The organism is Sediminibacillus sp. JSM 1682029, from assembly GCF_041366435.1.
Classification (GTDB): Bacteria; Bacillota; Bacilli; order Bacillales; family Amphibacillaceae; genus Sediminibacillus; species Sediminibacillus terrae.
Genome location: NZ_JBEWYY010000010.1, coordinates 13,202 through 31,034, shown reverse-complemented (window position 1 = coordinate 31,034; position 17,833 = coordinate 13,202). Strand labels below are relative to the sequence as shown.

13 protein-coding genes are annotated in these 17,833 nt (G+C 40.3%); 9 read left to right on the top strand and 4 right to left on the bottom strand.

Features of this window, described 5'->3' with window-relative positions; all coding sequences use genetic code 11:
• The first annotated feature begins 51 nt into the window (after nucleotides 1-51).
• The 4 genes from ABVF09_RS15515 (at nucleotide 52) to ppsA (ending at nucleotide 6,905) form a co-directional block, all read left to right on the top strand.
• Nucleotides 52-681 carry a hypothetical protein gene (locus ABVF09_RS15515; protein ID WP_371069606.1) on the top strand — a complete coding sequence of 210 codons (630 nt, stop codon included), beginning with the start codon at nucleotides 52-54 and terminating at the stop codon, nucleotides 679-681.
• Nucleotides 682-755: 74 nt separating this feature from the next.
• Complete coding sequence (locus ABVF09_RS15510; protein ID WP_371069605.1) at nucleotides 756-1,511, top strand: hypothetical protein; 756 nt, start codon at nucleotides 756-758, stop codon at nucleotides 1,509-1,511.
• 348 nt (nucleotides 1,512-1,859) lie between these two features.
• On the top strand, nucleotides 1,860-4,232 hold the full coding sequence (gene helD, locus ABVF09_RS15505) for an RNA polymerase recycling motor HelD (RefSeq protein WP_371069604.1): 2,373 nt from the start codon (nucleotides 1,860-1,862) through the stop codon (nucleotides 4,230-4,232).
• A gap of 78 nt (nucleotides 4,233-4,310) precedes the next feature.
• Entirely contained in the window at nucleotides 4,311-6,905 is a 2,595-nt protein-coding gene (ppsA, locus tag ABVF09_RS15500) for a phosphoenolpyruvate synthase (protein ID WP_371069603.1), read from the top strand.
• 302 nt (nucleotides 6,906-7,207) lie between these two features.
• Here the strand turns inward: ppsA and ABVF09_RS15495 are convergent, their stop codons facing one another.
• Entirely contained in the window at nucleotides 7,208-8,077 is an 870-nt protein-coding gene (locus ABVF09_RS15495; protein WP_371069602.1) for a DNA adenine methylase, read from the bottom strand.
• A 61-nt stretch (nucleotides 8,078-8,138) separates the two neighbouring features.
• The gene (locus ABVF09_RS15490) at nucleotides 8,139-9,800 is read right to left on the bottom strand and encodes an AAA family ATPase (RefSeq protein WP_371069601.1); all 1,662 of its coding nucleotides are present in this window, start codon (nucleotides 9,798-9,800) and stop codon (nucleotides 8,139-8,141) included.
• Nucleotides 9,801-10,455: 655 nt separating this feature from the next.
• Between ABVF09_RS15490 and ABVF09_RS15485 the strand changes: the two genes are divergently transcribed.
• From ABVF09_RS15485 to ABVF09_RS15475, 3 genes are all read left to right on the top strand, one after another.
• Nucleotides 10,456-12,402 carry a beta-glucoside-specific PTS transporter subunit IIABC gene (locus ABVF09_RS15485; RefSeq protein ID WP_026771720.1) on the top strand — a complete coding sequence of 649 codons (1,947 nt, stop codon included), beginning with the start codon at nucleotides 10,456-10,458 and terminating at the stop codon, nucleotides 12,400-12,402.
• A gap of 120 nt (nucleotides 12,403-12,522) precedes the next feature.
• Entirely contained in the window at nucleotides 12,523-13,953 is a 1,431-nt protein-coding gene (locus ABVF09_RS15480) for a glycoside hydrolase family 1 protein (protein ID WP_153462253.1), read from the top strand.
• 544 nt (nucleotides 13,954-14,497) lie between these two features.
• Complete coding sequence (locus ABVF09_RS15475) at nucleotides 14,498-14,755, top strand: hypothetical protein (protein WP_153462251.1); 258 nt, start codon at nucleotides 14,498-14,500, stop codon at nucleotides 14,753-14,755.
• A 140-nt stretch (nucleotides 14,756-14,895) separates the two neighbouring features.
• Here ABVF09_RS15475 and ABVF09_RS15470 read toward each other — a convergent pair whose 3' ends face one another.
• Nucleotides 14,896-15,276: a hypothetical protein gene (locus ABVF09_RS15470; protein ID WP_153462250.1), complete on the bottom strand. Its 381-nt coding sequence runs from the start codon at nucleotides 15,274-15,276 to the stop codon at nucleotides 14,896-14,898.
• Nucleotides 15,277-15,447: 171 nt separating this feature from the next.
• Complete coding sequence (locus ABVF09_RS15465) at nucleotides 15,448-16,089, bottom strand: O-methyltransferase (RefSeq protein ID WP_153462412.1); 642 nt, start codon at nucleotides 16,087-16,089, stop codon at nucleotides 15,448-15,450.
• Nucleotides 16,090-16,571: 482 nt separating this feature from the next.
• On the opposite strand from ABVF09_RS15465, the gene ABVF09_RS15460 reads away from it, so the two are divergent.
• Together ABVF09_RS15460 and ABVF09_RS15455 are read left to right on the top strand one after the other, a co-directional pair.
• The gene (locus tag ABVF09_RS15460) at nucleotides 16,572-16,928 is read left to right on the top strand and encodes a CotD family spore coat protein (protein ID WP_153462248.1); all 357 of its coding nucleotides are present in this window, start codon (nucleotides 16,572-16,574) and stop codon (nucleotides 16,926-16,928) included.
• An 80-nt stretch (nucleotides 16,929-17,008) separates the two neighbouring features.
• Complete coding sequence (locus ABVF09_RS15455; protein WP_026571616.1) at nucleotides 17,009-17,785, top strand: N-acetylmuramoyl-L-alanine amidase; 777 nt, start codon at nucleotides 17,009-17,011, stop codon at nucleotides 17,783-17,785.
• Nucleotides 17,786-17,833: the final 48 nt, after the last annotated feature.

The window sequence follows — 17,833 nt, the reverse complement described above, 5'->3', positions numbered from 1 at the left end:
CTTGCATAAGAAAAAGGGAGTTATATTTTAAAAAGTAAGGGGTCAATAAAAATGAAAAAGTTTATTATCATGATGTTTTTTGCACTAGTACTGCTCGCTGCTTGTTCTTCAGAGAGCGGAGACGAAGGAAAGAGCGAAGAGGCGTCAGCCAACACAGAAGAAACGGATAAAGATAACAGTGAGTCAGTTAATGTCGACAAAGGTTTGCTGAATGTGGAAATCACCCTTCCCGCTTCGATGGTAGAGGGAGAAAGCATCGAGGATTTGGAAACAGAAGCAAAAGAAGATGGAATTAAAAAAGTTACAAAAAACGACGATGGATCAGTTACTTATAAAATGTCTAAGTCGACGCATAAAGAATTGATGGCCGAAATGGAAGAGAGCCTCAAGGACAGTATTGAAGAAACGAAAAACAGCGAAGATTATGTTTCTATTAAAGATATTAAGCATAATAATGATTTTTCTGCCTTCACCATGATTGTTAATAAATCTGATTATGAAAACAGTATGGATGGATTTGCAACCATGTCCCTTGGAATGGCAGGGATGATGTATCAGTTGTTTGATGGAGCCGATCCAGATGAATATTCCGTTACCATTGCTGTCCAAGATGAAGAATCCGGGGATAAGTTCGACGAAGTGGTTTATCCTGATGCACTGGAAGATATGGAGACAGAGTAATACAACATTCAAGAATCAATTTGCTGAATTAGTAAATTGGTGATTCATGATTAGGGGAAAATGGAGGCATATTAGTGAAAAAGTTGGCTTGGATTGCAATCACCGCAATAATGTTATTGATCATATCGGCATGTGGAAATGCAGATAGTACGTCTGGAACAGAAGATCCAAAAGGCGAAGCCGCAGCGAGCGATCAAGAAGAAGTATCGAATCAGGATGCAGCTGAAGATGAAGACGCTGATGAGGAAACAAGTGAAAAATCCTCAGAAGGAGAGGACATTCCCAAAGTAGAGAAAGATGAGAATGGAAATTACATTTTGACAACGGTCGGACAAACGATTGACGAACCAGATACTGGTACAATCGAATTGATGAAGATCAAGGATGTTAATGAAACGGTGGATATCAGTCCAATCAAAGTCACGGTGAAAGATATCAAATTGTTTCAAATAACAGATGTTCAGGAAACGATGATAGATTACTTATCGATGTACGGTTTAGAAAACACTGCTCCAGAAAAGTTGAATTATATTCAAATTGCTTATAAAAGTGAGAACACAGAAGACAAGGATATCGATTGGTATGGCATTCAAAATGTCGTTTTATCCAATGGGGAGCAATTGGATGCGATGATGAATGACTTTATTTCCGATGATCATGATATGGACACTATCTACTATGGCAATGTGAAAAAAGATGGAACAGTAGGACTGCTGTATAAAGGAAATCCAGAAGAAGTCGAGTCGGTGAAAATAATCTTCGGTGAATCCATGGATGCAGAATCGTATGAAACGCTAACGGAAAAACAACAAGTGGAATATGAACTATAAAAAGAAAATCCCCGATTTAAACCGGGGATTTTTTTATTTTAAAGTGTATTACGAAGTTATTTGGAATCAAATCATCGTTGTAAACAATTTGTTTGTCATTCTTATTAGCAGAAAAGTAAACTCAAAAGAGAGCGGGATTTCACGTGCACGTGAAATCCCGCTCTCTTTTATTGAACGCAAAAAATCCAATGATATCACAAAAGCCATTGAATCCTCTTAGCTTTTATGGTAACTTATATAAGTATGTATTGTTGTGTATATTCATTAAAATACTCTACCTCTATTTTAATTATACAACTCACACAATGCATTAGTCAACCCTTTTATAAAAAATTAAGGAGTGTTGCTATGGGATTGGATTTTCAGCAGGAGCAGATACGTTTAGCCAAAGTCCAAAAGACGCTTTCAGAGGAAGCTGACAGACTCGAAACAGAAACATCCAGGCGAAAACAAGAGGTTGTTCATATCAGGAAACACTTCTGGGATGAAGTGAAAGTGAACACCGAGACCTTTGATGATTACCTGGAAACCATCATTGGCTTGAGGCAAGAGGCACAGGCCTTGTCGGTAACCCAGAGTATCCATCGGCATGCTTCCAAGCGGTTGTCGACGCTGCGCCGTATGCAGGACATTCCCTACTTTGGCCGTATTGATTTTAAAGAAGAAGGGTCTTCTGAGGTGGAAGAGATTTATATCGGTATTTCCTCGCTTAGAGACGATAGCGGCGAAAACTTTTTGATTTACGACTGGAGGGCGCCGGTTGCAAGTGTTTACTACGATTATCAGCCTGGCCCGGCGAAATATCGAGCCCCCGAAGGAGATGTCCGGGGGGAATTGAAGAAAAAATGGCAATACCTTATTCGTCGGGGTGTTCTTGAATCACTATTCGATACGGGTCTTACCATAGGGGATGAGATTTTACAGGAGGTTCTGGGCCAAGGTACTGATAAACAAATGCACAATATAGTAGCGACCATTCAACAGGAGCAGAACTATATAATCCGCCATGACCAAGGAAGACTGCTCGTTGTTCATGGGCCGGCTGGAAGCGGCAAGACATCTGCCGCCATGCAACGGATTGCTTATTTGCTCTATAAATATCGAGATCGTTTACATGCTGATCAAATCATTCTTTTTTCACCTAATGCGATGTTCAGCAGTTATGTGTCCAGTGTGTTGCCGGAACTTGGGGAAGAAAATATGCAACAAGTTACCTTCCAGGAATATCTGAATCACCGTTTGAGTGAACAGTTTCAAGTAGAAAATCCCTATGACCAATTAGAATATGTTTTGACGGCTGATCATACTTCTTCTTACCAGACAAGGCTCGCGGGTATTCGTTTGAAAGGATCTGCAAGCTTTGTCGAGGCGGTCCAAACGTACAGCCATTCTCTGGAACGGACTGGGCTGCTCTTTCTGGATATTGCCTTCAGAGGGGAAACAATCATTACTGCACGACAAATAGAAGAAAGATTTTATAATGAGGACACTTCTCTTCGTATTCCTAACAGACTTGAAAAATTGAAGGATTGGCTGATGAAAAAAATAAAAGAAACTCAAAAGGCCGAAAGGAAAAAGCCGTGGGTGCAGGAAGAAATCGAACTACTAAGCGACGAAGAGTACCAGGAGGCACGAACTTTCTTAGCGGAAAAACAAGGGTTAAAACGAGAAGCGGTCGACCACTATGAGGTCGATCCAGAAGCACTTGCAAGGTTGATGGTTCACCAAAAGTGGAAACCGCTGCGAAAAAAAGTCAGCTCGTACCATTTCATTGACTTTAAAGGAATTTACAGGCAGCTTTTTGCAGATTCCGATCAATTCTTTGAAGGAGCAAATTTAGCGGAGTGGTCGACTATTTGCAAGGTTACACGGGAAATGCTGGATGAAGACAAACTATTTTATGAAGATGCCACGCCATTTCTATTTCTAAAAGAGTTGATTCAGGGCTTTCAGACGAACAGCTCGATCAAACATCTCGTCGTTGATGAGGCTCAGGATTATACCCCTTTTCAATTTGAGTTTCTGAAGCGTTTATTCCCCGCAGCAAGGATGACAGTGCTTGGCGACTTTAATCAGGCCATATTCGCTCATGCCGATGGAAGGGTTGATTTCGACATGCTTACCCGCCTTTTCGGTCCGGACAAAACAGAATTGGTGAATATAGCGAGGAGTTACCGATCTACCAAGCCGATTATTGAATGTACACGGAAAATTGTTCCGAACGGTGGGGAGATAATTCCTTTTGAACGTGCTGGGGAACGACCTTGTTTCAAACGAGTAGAAAATCGAGTAGAACTGCTTACCTGTATTGCCTCCCAAATAACTGCGTTGCAAAGGAAGGGATATAAAAGTATTTCCATCATATGCAAATCGGCTGAGGAAAGCGCAAAAGCATATGAATCCTTGTCAACCATCGAAGGGATCAAGCTGTTGAAGAGTAATTCGGCGACATATGAGCAAGGAGTCGTTGTGCTGCCGGCATATTTGTCCAAGGGAGTCGAATTCGATGCTGTCATTATTTATGATGCTTCGGAGGATGTCTATGGAGATGAGAGCTTGCGGAGAATATTTTACACGGCTTGTACAAGAGCTATGCATTATTTGCAGTTTTATAGTGTCGGGCAACCGAGCCCTTTTTTACGAAGTGTATTGCGGGATGGTTACATTCACGTTGTCTCGCCGGATAACGAAACGACGTTTGAAATCATAGATGAGGAATAGGGATTGACACGGAAAAAGAAAAACGCTTGGACGAGAAACAGGAAAAACGCTTGGACGAGAAACAGAGGAGGTAATGTGATGGATGCTTATGTTTTGAGATTTCAAGACATCGACAACACCAAACGAAAGATGGTCGGTGGCAAAGCGATGAACGTGGCCAAATGCTCGAAACTGGAAGGGATACACGTACCGGAAGGATTTTGCGTAACCACCGAAGCTTTTAAAAAAGTTTTTAGGGAAAATCAGACGTTTCATCAATTGCTGAATCAATTAGCAGCTCGGAACATGGAGGAACGAGAAGAAATCAGGAAAATCAGCCAGGAAATCCGCGAGCTGATTGAAGGAATCGAAATCGAGAAGAGGATCGAAAAGGATATTGTTGAATGTCTCGTATCTTTGGGTGTTGAACAAGCATATGCAGTGCGGTCCAGTGCCACTGCTGAAGATTTGCCAGACGCTTCTTTTGCAGGTCAACAAGAAACGTATCTAAATATAAAAGGACAAGAATCCATATTGCATTATATCAGAAAATGTTGGGCTTCCCTGTTCACGGAGCGTGCTGTCATTTATCGTATGCAGAATGGTTTCGGGCACGGCCAAGTGTATTTATCCGTTATCATTCAGCAAATGGTTTTTCCACAGTCTTCAGGGATATTATTTACTGCTGATCCTGTCACCTCCAATCGAAAACTGGTATCGATCGATGCCGGTTTTGGACTGGGGGAGGGGCTTGTCTCTGGTTTCGTGTCGGCGGACAATTATAAAGTGCGGGAAGGGGAGATTGTGGAGAAGAAGATTTCTAACAAAAAGTTGGCTATATACGCACGGAAAGAAGGTGGAACACAGCGAAGGGAAGTGGAATCTCCACGACAAAATCTCTCCACTCTGACAGATGAGCAGGTTTTAAAACTTGAAAAAATCGGCAGAAAGCTTGAGGCGTATTTTGGGTGTCCTCAGGATATCGAATGGTGTTTTGCTGACGATACACTCTACATCCTTCAAAGCAGACCGATAACGACTTTATACCCTATTCCCGAAACAGGTGATCAAAAGAATCATGTCTTTCTATCTGTCGGCCATCAACAAATGATGACCGATGCGATGAAACCGTTAGGGATCTCTTTGTTTCTGCTGACGACGAATGCCCCCATGTTCGAGGCGGGCGGAAGACTGTTTGTTGATTGCACACAGTCCTTGGCTACACCTTCCCAAAGAGAAACATTGCTGAACACCATAGGACAATCCGAGCCACTTACAAAAGATGCCCTCAAAAAGGTGGTGGAACGGGAAGGGTTTATCCAATCTAAGCCAAACGATCAACAAGAAAAAAGGCCGGAAAGCAGCAATGCGCAGGCGAACTTCGAGGACGATCCTTCTCTCGTTCCTGATTTGATTGAGCGGCATCGAAAGTCAATAGAAACGTTAAAGCAAACAATCCAAACGAAAACAGGAGCTGATTTATTCCGGTTTATTTTAGAGGATATCCAGCAACTAAAGAAAAATCTATTTGACCCTGAAGGATTGCGTGTGATCAATGGGGCGATGAATGCTTCCGCGTGGCTTAACGAAAAAATGAACGAGTGGTTGGGCGAAAAGAGCGTAGCAGATACGCTTTCTTTATCTGTACCAAACAATGTCACTTCAGAAATGGGACTGGAGCTGATGGAGGTCGCAGACGTTATCCGTCCTTATCCGGAAATCATCCGGTATCTGGAGGATGTAAAAGACGATAGCTTTTTAGATGAACTGGCTACGTTTGATGGGGGGCAGGAAGCCAAAGATGCCATCAATGCTTACCTCGACAAGTATGGAATGCGATGTCCCGGTGAAATCGATATAACGAAAACGCGTTGGCGTGAAAAACCATCCATCCTCATTCCGATGATCCTCAGTAATATTCGTAACTTTGAACATGGCGCTGGCACAAGGAAATTCGAGCAAGGACGACAGTTGGCTTTGAAAAAAGAACAAGAGCTGCTAGATCGATTAAAACAATTACCTGATGGTGAACGAAAAGCTGAAAAGACAAAACAAATGATCGACCACCTTCGAAGTTTCATCGGCTACCGGGAATATCCCAAATATGGGATGATAAGTCGCTACTATGTGTATAAGCGGGCTTTATGGAAAGAATCCGGACAGCTTGTCGCAGCCAATATCATTCATGAAAAAGAAGACATTTTCTATCTTTATTTTGAAGAACTGCTCGAAGCAGCGACCACACGTCATTTGGATTACCGACTCATCATCCAACGCAAAAAAGACTACCAACGGTATAAAAAACTAACCCCGCCACGCGTGCTCACTTCCGAGGGAGAAGTCATCGCAGGTGAATATGAAAGAGAAAATCTTCCTGATCAAGCCTTGCCGGGCTTACCGGTTTCTTCCGGAGTAGTAGAAGGGAGAGCGCGGGTCATCATGGATATGGAAGAGGCAGAGTTGGAAGATGGTGATATTTTGATCACTGCTTATACAGATCCGAGCTGGACACCTTTATTTGTAACGATAAAAGCTCTCGTCACCGAAGTTGGTGGACTGATGACCCACGGAGCGGTGATTGCAAGGGAATATGGCTTGCCGGCAGTCGTCGGAGTGGAAGACGCTACGAAGCTGGTTCAGGATGGACAAAGAATCAGGGTGAACGGCACGGAAGGATATATGGAAATTCTATGATTCCTATTATCAACTGATAGCAGGGCATTAGGTATTATATACTGGTGCCTTTTGCATGAAAATGATAAGAGACCAACAAAACTAATAAAAATGGACATCAAGCAGTGTTCTCTTTTTTGAGTAATGCTTTTTAACTAAATAAGAGAATACTGCTTTTTTAACAAGAAGGGAGATTTTTAACTTAGCGTAACGGATGTTATTAGAAAAACTTATATATAATTTCACATAAGCTCCTATCTTTTCTAGTTGCCAAGAAACAAGCTTAGGAAAAGGATTTGTGTACAATTAAATTTATGAATTTTTCACTTGTCTGTGTAAATAATGTAATCTGAATCAGGTAATAGGACTTTACTGCTATGAATCAGTAGCTCATTTGCTTTTCTTACGTCATTAGCTGAATAATTTAATGAGTACTGGCGTATTGAGTATTCACTGTATATATCTCTTATAGGAGGAGTGTTATCATATGTAGTTATCCATTTGAATTTATCAAGGGTATCAATTTTTTTACCTAAGGAAACATGGTCATCATGTAAATAATAATTGGTATAAAGGTTTTTACCTTGAGTATAGTAGGGAGGATCAAAAAAAATAAAAGTGTTTAATTTGTCCATGCCTAGGATGTCACTTTGTATAAATTCTTCAGCGTCTTTATTGGATAACTTGATTTTTTCTTTGTAAGAAGATATCTTTAACACTTTTTTAATTAAGTTTTTCTTTGTAAATCTACAATCAATTTTATCCTTACTTTCTTGTCTTTTCCCCCCTATAGGTCCACCTGTAATTATCCCTGATACATTAGTACGGTTCAAAAAAAATGTGGCAAAACCAACTTCTAATAAACTATGATTTTTGGTATTTGCAATAATTTCTTTTTTTTCTCTCCAAGTATTCAAATTTATTGAAGTCTCCTCAATCAATTTAATAAAGTCATGAGTATGATTCAGAATTGAGTACCATATGGAATAGATATTTGGGTCATAATCGTTAATATGGATTTCACTGACCTTCCCTTTATATAAAAGAGCTAAAGCTAAGCCTGCGCCTCCTGCAAATGGTTCAACATATATGGGGGGAGAAGGGAAATTATTATAATCTAAAAGATCTATGATGAATTTTTTTAATTGTGTTTTCCCTCCTGGATAACGGAGGGGAGAGTCAGTAACAGGCAAATTTAAAAACCTCCCTTCAAAATTAAGTATTAGATGAGATATAGTTGAAATAATTAATGTTTTAATTACTATCCCGTAAGCTTCTTTGTTTCAAATAATCTATAGAAATTTTTAAGTTATATTCAAATGTAGTTACTTCATCCTCGTAATCGTTCATCCAATAGCTAATTATTTCTGTTTGGTTGAAAATATTAATGTGTTTATTAAACCACTCCTTGAAATGTTCTCTTTGTTTTTTAGACGAACCATCAAGTCGATCTTCTAAATCCTTTATTAAATTATCCCTTACTAATTGAGTGTGTACAAATTCCTGGTTATTTTTCCAATAATTATGTTCGATATTTTCAACTAGTTTTTTGAGGTAGTTATAAATGAGTTTTTCTGGAGAATGATTACCTGGCAAAGGACAAATGTTAGGATGTTTATCTATTAGGGATTGATAGTGTCCACCTTTCACATCACCGTCGGGCATTATAATTACACTCTGAAAGTAAGAATCTTTATCAGGAAGCTTTAACAATGTATCACAACTAATTTGGGCAGAGATTTTTTGTAAATTAACATCTTCCAGTCTATCAATGTTAAGGTTCTTAATTACGGACTTAAATAGATAAAGAGCTTCAGGGTCCTCAAAATATACCTTAATATCTTGGAAGTTATCTTTATACTTATTAAATCGTAAAAACATATCATTTTTTATTTTTAAATAATTAGGATTTTTCATAATCCTAGGATTTATCGTATCTTGTAAGTATATTACATTATAATAAAGCTTTCCATCAGCTGGATTTTGCTTCGTCTGAAGTTGTTTAGAAAGAATTTCTTTTAGTATTGTTAAGGAGTGAGAGGTCATTATAATCTGCAAGTTAAATTTCTTTGCTTCGCTATCCAATATGCTCAGTAATTTTTCTTGAGCTGATGGGTGGAGGCAAGCATCTATTTCATCAATTACTAGTATTCCTCCCTTATACTCTTTCCCATCAGCTTCCATTTCTCTTTTCAGCTTTCTAAATGAAAGTACGGCTGATAAAATGGAACTAAGGCTATCTTGACCTAATGATACGGTTTGGAAAGGATAATCCTCGAAGTCTGGCCCTATAGATCTTTTAGTGGTATGTTTTAAAGTTTGCTTTGGAATCTTTTCATTACCCATTTTTTCATTACCTATTATTTCCCTATAAGCATAATTCATAAAAGAAATATCATCTTCGTGCACTGAATTGCTCGTTTGAAGTGAATATAGCTTATCATCTGTTTCTCCTATGGGGATAACACGACTCATTCCGACATAAAGAGTTGGAATATTTACCTTAGCACTTTCTCCAATGTCCTTGAAATTTTCACTTGTTAATTTACCATTTTCATCTGAATTTCTTGGTACTACTTTTAATCTTCCTCCATGATTTGATATGTTACCTTTCTTAAAAAGTAACTCATCCTCGTATGTATATTTCATCAAAAAAGAATACTTTTTGCTATTATCAGTGTGATAATCACTGCTAGTATCTAAGTGGAAAATTTCCTGGAATTTGCTTTGAAAAGTTTTATCAAAATAACTTTTGTATTTTTTTAATTCTGAGCCATTAGCAATTAAACCAAGAATAGTCGATTTACCTATGCCATTATGACCAGCAATAACTGTTATTCTTTCGGCGATCTCTATTCTTATATTTTTCAGTTTCCTAAACTTATCTATATAAATAGAATTTAATTTATTTCTCATTACAAAGGAACCCCCATAATACTTTAATATCTTAAACATAAGAATACGCGAACAAATGATTATATTTTACTAGACATTTATATTTTATCATTGATTAGAAAATCCTGCATTATATGACAAATTATTTATTTTCGGGATCAAAATATGAGTAATTTCATTGCCAGAAAACTCAACGATGTTAAGATAGAAAAATAAAATCAACAATGCTATAATTTCTAAAATTGTTTGTATATTTATCTTTAATTATGTCTTTGAGAAAATCTTATCCACTATATGAAGCCAAAAGTTGTTTTTTGATAGATGACATCAATGATTCACAAGTGGAGAAAGAAAAGATGGAAAGAACTAAGGTGAACAAGTGTTATTAGAATGGATTTTATTTTTTATAGTATTGAACATAGGAAATCAATAAAGAAGTACAAGGTAAACAAAAACTAAAATGATAATTGAAATCGCTTAACTTTATTATTGACACCCTCAAAAAAGAGTGGTAAATTAAACGTGTAAACGCAAACAATATCATAAACAATTTAGGAATGTTACCTATCTTGGGCATAACCTGAATCGATTTGAGCGACGCATCGCTATGTGTCTGTTCAAAACGGTTCAGGTTTTTTATTTGCAAAATTATGAGGGAAAGACAGGGGGAATCACGATGAAATACAATCAATTGGCGAAAGACATAATCGAAAATGTCGGCGGAAAAGAAAACGTTAACAGTGTCGTTCATTGTATCACACGCCTTCGCTTCAAATTGAAAGATGAAGGAAAAGCGAATACAGAAACGTTGAAAAACATGGATGGCGTTGTGACAGTTCGAAAAAGCGGCGGGCAGTATCAGGTCGTCATCGGAAATCACGTAGCGGATGTTTATCAAGCTGTAGTCGAAGAAGGCGGTTTCCAGGCACAAAAAGAAGTAACCGGTGAGGAAGAGGAAGAGAAAGGAAGTCTGTTCAACCGGTTTATCGATATGATTTCCGGCATTTTCACCCCGATACTGGGAGTATTGGCGGCTTCTGGTATGATCAAAGGGTTCAATGCTCTGTTTGTGGCACTTGGCTGGCTGAACGAGGAAGGCGGAACCTACCAAATTTTGAATGCCATCGGAGACGGTTTGTTTTATTTCTTACCGATCCTACTAGGCTATACAGCGATGAAAAAATTCGGCGGTACACCGTTCTTGGGAATGGTTATCGCGATGGCACTGGTTTATCCCGATTTGGAAGGAATTCCGGCTTCGGGTGACCCTTTATACACATTGTTTTCGGGAACCATGTTTGAATCACCCGTGTATATTGAATTTTTTGGTATTCCGGTCATTTTGATGACCTACTCGATGTCGGTTATCCCGATCATTGTCTCGGCATTCTTTGCGGTTAAGGTGGAACGTTTCCTTAAGAAAATTGTACCGTCCGTTGTAAAAATGTTTTTGGTTCCAATGTTTACTTTATTGATTATTATCCCTTTGACTTTTATTATAATCGGTCCGATTGCGACCTGGGCAAGTCAGTTGATCGGTCAGGCAACCATTTGGGCTTATGATCTTAGTCCAGTTATTGCGGGAATTTTCCTTGGGGGTTTCTGGCTGGTGTTTGTCATGTTCGGTCTGCATTGGGGACTCGTTCCAATCGCGATGAACAATATTGCCGTAGGCGGCATCGACCCGATTTTGGCATTGATTTTTGTCCATTCCTTCGCACTTGCAGCAGCGATATTCGCTGTTTGGCTACGAACAAAAAACCAAAATACGAAGACATTAAGTGTACCGGCCATTATTTCTGCTATCTTCGGAGTAACAGAGCCGGGGATGTATGGTATCGCACTTCCGCTTAAGAAACCGTTTATTTTTACGATTATTTCCTCGGCAATAGGCGGAGGAATCCTGGGGATGTTTGGTACCCAAGCTTATGTCATGGGCGGACTGGGAGTGTTCCAGTATCCTTCCTTTATTCATCCGGAAGAAGGACTCAACACAGCGGCCATAGGTGCATTGGGTGCAGTAGGAGTCGGCGCGGTTTTGGCTTTCGTTTTAACTTACTTCTTCGGCAGCGTCAACAAAATAGAAGAAAGCACAGCAGGATTGGAGAACACGGCGTCTTCCGGTGATTCTTCCCGGGGAGAGATAGCCGCAGGGGAAGAAAAAGTGAACGACGAAACGATTTTCAGCCCTCTAAATGGAGAGGTAAGAAACCTGGCTGATATTGAGGATACAGCTTTCGCATCTGGCTCGTTAGGAGAAGGGATTGCGATTGAACCGTCAGAAGGAAAAGTTTATGCGCCAGTTTCCGGTACCATTTCCGCTTTATTTCCAAGCAATCATGCCATTGGCATCCTGTCTGACCAGGGTGCAGAGGTGTTGATTCACATCGGAATGGATACGGTACAGTTGAATGGAAAACACTTTGAAGCTCATATTGAACAGGGAAGCCGTGTGGAATTAGGTCAACTCTTGATCGAATTCGATTTGGATGCCATAAGGGAAGACGGCTTTTCCTTGACCACCCCTGTAGTGGTTCCGAATTGTGATCATTATGAAATCAAAATGACGAGTGAACAAGAAGTAAAGGCTCAAGATGTATTATTTGAAGCAAAAGCGAGATAAAGTAATACTGTAGCGGAGGCTGGTAAAAATGGCCGGTCTCCCCTCTTACTGATAAGGTGATATGGGGATTGACCACTACAGTCATTATTTTTGATAAATGAAAAATTGGAGGAATAAACAATGGCAAAACGTTTTCCAGAAGGATTTCTATGGGGCGGCGCAACAGCTGCCAATCAAATTGAAGGCGGTTTTCATGAAGGTAATAAAGGAATGAATATTGCCGATGTACTACCAGGTGGTAAAGAAAGATTATCGCTAATAAGCAATCCGGGTTTCGATTTCGAGATTGATCCAGAAAAGTTTTACCCGAATCATGAAGCCATCGACTTTTATCACCGCTACAAAGAGGATATCGCCTTGTTTGCGGAAATGGGCTTCAAAGTGTTCCGTATGTCGATAGCATGGACACGCATTTTTCCTAACGGCGACGAGCTCGAGCCGAATGAAGAGGGTCTTGCCTTTTACGATCGAGTATTCGATGAATTACACAAGCATGGCATTGAGCCGGTGGTGACGATTTCCCATTACGAAATGCCGGTCCATTTGGTGAAAGAATATGGCGGATGGAGAAGCAGGGAAGTGGTCACCTTTTTTGAAAGATACGTAAAAGCAATCTTCAACCGCTATCAAGGCAAAGTGAAGTATTGGATGACTTTTAACGAAATCAACAGCGGTTTGATGATGCCGATCATGGGGCTCGGTTTCTCGATTCAAAAGGAAGAGGACAAGTATCAGCCGACCTTCCAGGCGTTTCATCATCAATTCGTTGCCAGTGCCAAAGCGGTCAAATTGTGTCATGAAATGATGCCGGATGCGGAAATAGGCTGCATGATTATTTTCGCTCCCGTATATGCTTACGACAGTAATCCCGAGAACGCCATGCATGCGCTCCAGGAAGAAGAACTGTTTAACTATTTCTGTGCAGATGTACAAGTAAGAGGAGAATATCCGGCCTTTATCAACCGCTATTTCAAAGAACATGGGATTGAATTAGAAATGGAAGAAGGCGATCTCGACATCATCAAAGAAGGTACTGTAGACTATATTGGATTCAGTTACTATATGTCCCGTACTGAAAAGAAAGACAAATCCGACTTGGATGGAATCCAGGGCAACATTATGCAAGGGGTGAAGAACCCATTCTTGAAAGCCAGTGACTGGGGCTGGGAAATTGACCCGATAGGTTTGCGTATTTCCTTGAACAAACTTTACGGAAGGTATGAAGTTCCTTTGTTTATTGTGGAAAATGGCTTAGGCGCTTATGACAAAGTAGAAGAGGATGGTTCAATTAACGATGATTATCGGATTGAGTACCTCCGCGAACATATTGAACAAATGGGCGAAGCAATCGAAGACGGTGTGGACCTGATGGGATACACAAGCTGGGGCTGTATTGATCTGGTTAGTGCATCGTCTGGCGAATATTCGAAGCGTTATGGATTTATCTATGTAGACAAGCATGATGATGGCAGCGGTACGTTAGAAAGGAAGCGGAAGAAGTCCTTTTATTGGTACAAAGATGTCATCAACTCGGATGGGGAAAAGTTGTAAAAAGAGTCTATAGATTAAAAATCGACTCCTGTTCGATTAGGATGTTTGGGAGGAGTAATTCATTGGCAAGCCACGTTTGATAACGTATCAAGCGTGGCTTCCTTTATATCAAGGAGTTTAGTACTCTCTGAATCAATAAAAGGGTGAAAAAACGATCTTTGCTCTAAATGCAGGAGCAGACAAACAAGTTGTGCAACGAGTAAAAAAGATATAGAGAAAATAAACAAACTATTATGCAGCCAATAAGATAACAACAAAGGTAACAATGGCCATCACATCGATGTTATAATGAATTTATCCGGAAGTTCTACACCCCGCTTAATTATAATTATCCACTATAATTTTCTATTTACACACCACAAAGAGCCTGTGATTACTTAATAATTTAATAACCTGGAGTTCCTGCTGTCATTGCAGGAGTGTTAATGGGACTAGGTACAGCTTATTTGTCTTAGGTTAACAGAGGATAAGGTATCTGTATCTTTCGCAGTCACACACCAATGTAGATGTATGGACAATAATCTCATCGGGAAGGAACAATGAAATGCTATTTAAGTTATTGAGTACGCCACTTAAAATAATTACAACCATCTTGATAGCCACTGTGATTTTTATTTTTTACTTATCTTTATGGGGTTCGCATAATCAAAATCCTTTCGCCATCACCAATTGGATTATTGTTGCTTTGTTTTTGGTGAATGGAATACATGTCTTCAATAAAAAAAGAAGCTGGGGAATCTGGTTAATTGCAGGTGCGATTATTATTGCGGCAATTTCCTGGGTGCAAACTCTGTATTTATAGGTGAAAAGGATACTCAATCTAGGGCTACATCGGGAAAACTTACAGGGGGAATCTGTCTTCCTCCGTACTTTGAATTTACCGGGAGTGATGCAATAAAGAAGCTGCGTTTTGAAGAGACTTCAAGCGTGGCCTCCTTTATATCAAGGAGTCAATGTGATTTTTTCCGATTTTTCTCCCCAGTCAATCTCAAATGCAACTGCTTCTGCCTCTGATTGCGCACAACCTTCACACATACTGCCGCTTCCTTCAATTAATCCGTTTTCGTTTAATGTGTCTTCACCTTTTGTCCTGCCGGCATCATAATCAAAAGTATATGAAATCCTTTCTTCCGGTAACGGTTCCTCTCCTTTATAGGAGATACTAAATGAGGTTTCCTGCTTGTTTTCTTCAGTTTGATAGGTTTCATATCTGACCTGCCAGTTTTCGCTTTCTCCTGTGTACAACTTATAAGTTTGATTCTCATTATCGCAAGCTGTAAAGGTAAACACGATTAAAAAAGATAAAAGCAAGCGTTTATTCAATAGAAACACTCCTAATCAGGTGTGAGCTTTTGAAGAATGAAAAAGTGGATTTTTCTTTCATTTTAACACATGGGAACTTGGCCAAGATTACCAAATAAAACGGTTAAAAGAAAAGTCCGCAGTGAAACACCCGATTCCGCTGTGGACCTTCCTGGACATTGAGATCACACTCTATTTTTCTTTTACTCTGGAAACCGTCAATCCATCTCCTATCGGAATGAGCAAGGACTCCAGTTGTGGATGATTGGCCGCAAGTTCGTTGAAATGTCTCATATCCTCTGTATAACGCTTTTTCTTCGAGGTGTCATCTACTACACTACCTCCAGCCAAAACATTGTCAGACACAATCAATGCGCCTGGTTCAGCCAGCTTGATACAATGGTCCAAGTAATGCTTGTAGTTTTCCTTATCCGCATCAATAAAGAAAAAATCGAATTGTCGTTGATTTTCTTCCAATTTCTCCAGGCTTTTCCGGGCTGGTCCCGTGAGATAAGTGACCTGGTTGCCAAATCCAGCTTTAGCCAAATTGTTTTCTGCCAATTTTGCGTACTTTTCCTCGAGCTCCAGGGAAGTCAATTTTCCGCTACTTCCGAAACCTCTTGCCAGACATATGCCACTGTAACCACCAAGTGCGCCTATTTCCAAGACACTTTGCGCACCGGTAATGGAAACGAGCATGGTCAGCAGTTTTCCAGAAGACGGGGAAACAGATATCGATGGCATGCCGTTAGCCTTAATGGACGCTGTTACCTCCTCGAGAAGTTCGTCTTTATGGACGAAAACGCGATCAATATATTCATTCATCTGTTTCACAATCAATCTACACTCCTATCCTCTTCGTTTTAACCATTATACTACAGTTGCCTTTTCCTAACCCGTGTTTCCACTTGGATGTTTGCCCCTCGGCTACTTTGTAGTACCCATTTATGAATGAAGGCAGCAATCGAAAAAAACATTGTTAAACTGGTCTTGATTATCGCTTCTGTACATCTTATTTATTCAGTCAACGACGTGAATGACAGGCCTTGCTCTTTGAATCCCTATCCGCGTTTCTTTAGTCCTGGATCCTTCAAGTAAGAGGAATAGACTCGTCCAGTCTCGATTCCTGGCCATCGAAGTCTTAAGTCCATCCCTCCGCATAGACAGTATCTTAAGTTTGAGGGACTTCTGACAAAATCTATTTGGCCCATCCCTTTAGTAGAAGTGCACATTTTCTTTCGACAAGATACTTGTCTAGGACAAACTGTTATTTCTTTCATACAATGTACTATCACGAGAAGGAAGGAGGGAATAGAATGGGACGTTATCACCATGATGAACGGAAAAATGCCGTTTCACCGAGCGAAACCTCTCCTGCAGGGGATGAGATGGTTGTTCATCCGACAGAAAGAGTAGTCAATACAAGAACAAGACAGCGTGTTGTAAAGAATGTCCATCCAACCGAAGTAGAAAACGTCAACAGAACCGTTGTCAGAAACGAAAATTATTACCCGGTCAGAAATTATCAAAGAAACGAAACCGTGGTAGAGGATTATGATTGTGGCAGTGACCTGAACAATCCTCAATGCAGACGGGTCAGTCCTGCTTCGGATAATAATGATCATGGACGCGGCAGATGTGGCTGCCGCCACCATAGGCGAAGTTGGATTTAAACCGAAGCACCCTTTATGGGTGCTTTTTCCTAATTCTAGTTAAGGATTAAGGATAGTTTTATCATATGAGGAGGATGAGCATGACAAAAATATTCATCGATCCGGGTCATGGCGGCAGTGACCCTGGCGCTACCGGTAACGGGTTGCAAGAGAAACATCTCACTTTAGCGATTGCCCTGAAAATACGTGATATTTTGAACAGTGAGTATGAAGGACACACGGTCATGTTGTCGCGCACGACTGATCAAGATGTTTCTTTAACCCAGAGGACCAACATGGCGAATAATTGGGGAGCCGACTACCTTGTATCGGTTCATATCAATGCCGGTGGGGGGACGGGATTTGAATCATACACGTATAATGGAAGTTATTCCGGTAAAGCGGAAACAAACCGGCTGAGGGGAATTGTTCATGATGCAGTTGTCGACCAAACGGGGTATAGAGACCGCGGTAAAAAAGAAGCAAACTTCCACATGCTGCGGGAGTCAGCCATGCCGGCAGTATTGACGGAAAATGGTTTTATTGACAATTCGTCCGATGCAGCAAATCTTAAATCCAATGCATTTCTTACCCGGATTGCCCGCGGACACGTAGCAGGACTCGCGAATGCATTCGGGTTGATCCCTAAAAGTAGTGGAGGAGATAGCGGGACGAAGAAATATGTGGAGATTATTGTAGATTCCTTATGGACTTACAATACGGCAGATTGGGATGATAAGGCTGTTGTCGTAAATAGAGGCGAAGTTTTTACCGTTATCCGGGACAGGTTCCCCGTTGGCGGTGGTTATATGTACCAGATCAAAAGCGGGTTGTATATTACAGCCAATCCTTCCTACGTTCGTTATTATACGAGGTAAAAAAATAAATACAAAAACGAGGGAGGCAGTTGGAGGATGCCTCCCTCG

Coding starts and splice junctions, on each gene's coding strand:
- ABVF09_RS15515 (WP_371069606.1), top strand. CDS start 52: ATGAAAAAGTTTATTATCATGATGTTTTTTGCACTAGTACTGCTCGCT.
- helD (WP_371069604.1), top strand. CDS start 1,860: ATGGGATTGGATTTTCAGCAGGAGCAGATACGTTTAGCCAAAGTCCAA.
- ppsA (WP_371069603.1), top strand. CDS start 4,311: ATGGATGCTTATGTTTTGAGATTTCAAGACATCGACAACACCAAACGA.
- ABVF09_RS15490 (WP_371069601.1), bottom strand. CDS start 9,800: ATGAGAAATAAATTAAATTCTATTTATATAGATAAGTTTAGGAAACTG.
- ABVF09_RS15485 (WP_026771720.1), top strand. CDS start 10,456: ATGAAATACAATCAATTGGCGAAAGACATAATCGAAAATGTCGGCGGA.
- ABVF09_RS15480 (WP_153462253.1), top strand. CDS start 12,523: ATGGCAAAACGTTTTCCAGAAGGATTTCTATGGGGCGGCGCAACAGCT.
- ABVF09_RS15475 (WP_153462251.1), top strand. CDS start 14,498: ATGCTATTTAAGTTATTGAGTACGCCACTTAAAATAATTACAACCATC.
- ABVF09_RS15460 (WP_153462248.1), top strand. CDS start 16,572: ATGGGACGTTATCACCATGATGAACGGAAAAATGCCGTTTCACCGAGC.
- ABVF09_RS15455 (WP_026571616.1), top strand. CDS start 17,009: ATGACAAAAATATTCATCGATCCGGGTCATGGCGGCAGTGACCCTGGC.